We start from the raw sequence: 1,601 nt of genomic DNA on the forward strand, positions 1-1,601 counted from the left end.
CCTGAGCGCTGGCGTTGGGCGGCCCAATGACCGATTCCACGGGTGAAACGCAGTTCCGCGCAGCCGGACAACCGGACAGCTGGACAGCCGGACATACCGGACAGCCGGACAGCCGGACAGCCGGACAGCCGGACAACCGGACAGCCGGACAGCCGGACAACCGGACAGCCGGACATACCGGGCAGCCGGACATAACCGGACAGTCGAGCAGCCGGACATAACCGAACAGCCGGGCAGGGCCACGAAAGCAGATGGTCGCGTGCCATACAGCCGCAGCCGGGCAGGGCCACGAAAGCCGACTGGCGCGTGCGGTAAAAGCTGCAGCCGGGCAGGGCCACGAGAAAAGCGATCGCAGACGAGCGCCGCCGCAGCCGGGCACGGCCCCGAGAAACGCGGTCGCGTGCGGTAACGGCCGCTCCCGAACCGTCGGACGCGCGCATAGGGCCGGTGCCCGTCCGCCCAACATGGCGTCCAGGCGATGCCGCTGGCGCGGCTCCAAACCTGGCGCGTTTGTCATGGTCGTCGCGTGCCGTCACGCGCCGCGATCACGGAAACCTGCCAGCGGCACGCCTGACGCCCAGCGTTGGGCCTCCGCAACTCGTAAGGCACATGTCGGATCGTTGAATAGTGGAACATACGTGCGATTATTGCTGCTTGCCTTCTGGGAATTATAGTGTATACTTTTAATATATACCTTTGTCGTCTGGGAGGTGGCTATGGACAGTGCCAAACTCTTTCAAAATGGAAAAAGCCAAGCGGTGCGACTTCCCAAGGAGTACCGATTTCGCGGTGCGAAAGTCTATATCAAACGGATGGGTAATGCCGTCATCCTTATCCCAGAACATGAATCATGGCAAACCATGATTGATAGTCTTGCGTTTTTTTCTGATGATTTTATGGATGAGCGCATCCAACCACCCATTGACGAGCGGGAAAGCGCATTCGAATAGCATGCTATCGGTGCATATTACGGAGCTACCATGCGCTACGTGCTTGATACCAATATCTGTATCGCCCTCATTCGTAAAAAACCACCAACGGTGCTGGCACATATCACAAAACATCCGATCACTGACATTGCGATATCATCGATCACAATCGCGGAACTTCAGTTTGGCGTCAGTAAAAGTAGCGTACCACATCAAAATCAACAGGCCCTCGATCAATTCCTTCTTCCGTTCACATTTCTCGATTTTGACTATACCGCGACATCGCTTTATGGGACGATCCGTGCGTTTTTAGAAGCACAAGGAACGCCGATAGGTGCCCTTGATACCTTGATTGCTGCCCAAGCGATAGCATACAACCTCATTCTTGTTACCAATAATACGCGTGAATTTATGCGCGTCCCCAACATTGTCTTGGAAGATTGGACGAAATCGTAACATAGGCACCGTCTCTTCGGCCTACAAGCCGGACATACCGGACCTGTCGAGCAACCGGACTGTGCCGAATAGCCAAGCCCCTGGCCCAACAACGCCTTGCACGCGACGCCGCTGGCGCGGCCTGAAACCTGGTGTTTTTTACAAGGCTGTCTTGTGCCGTCGCTCGCCTCGCTTCACACGCCTGCCAGCGGCGCGCGTGAAGGCTGGCGTTGGGCC

Annotated in this window: 2 protein-coding genes; both read left to right on the plus strand. The window is 57.0% G+C overall.

Annotation, left to right across the window (positions count from 1 at the left end):
- Nucleotides 1-716: 716 nt before the first annotated feature.
- Nucleotides 717-950 carry an antitoxin gene (locus tag K2Z83_RS28355; RefSeq protein WP_220598527.1) on the plus strand — a complete coding sequence of 78 codons (234 nt, stop codon included), beginning with the start codon at nucleotides 717-719 and terminating at the stop codon, nucleotides 948-950.
- Between the two features lie 30 nt (nucleotides 951-980).
- Nucleotides 981-1,385 (plus strand): type II toxin-antitoxin system VapC family toxin, encoded by a 405-nt coding sequence (locus tag K2Z83_RS28360; RefSeq protein ID WP_220598528.1) that lies wholly within the window; start codon nucleotides 981-983, stop codon nucleotides 1,383-1,385.
- Nucleotides 1,386-1,601 lie beyond the last annotated feature (216 nt).

The sequence above is a fragment of the Oscillochloris sp. ZM17-4 genome, assembly GCF_019599295.1.
Taxonomy (GTDB): Bacteria; Chloroflexota; Chloroflexia; order Chloroflexales; family Chloroflexaceae; genus Oscillochloris.

What these genes read in the sequence shown, in the direction of transcription:
- K2Z83_RS28360 (WP_220598528.1), top strand. Translation starts at nt 981, where the DNA reads ATGCGCTACGTGCTTGATACCAATATCTGTATCGCCCTCATTCGTAAA.
- K2Z83_RS28355 (WP_220598527.1), top strand. Translation starts at nt 717, where the DNA reads ATGGACAGTGCCAAACTCTTTCAAAATGGAAAAAGCCAAGCGGTGCGA.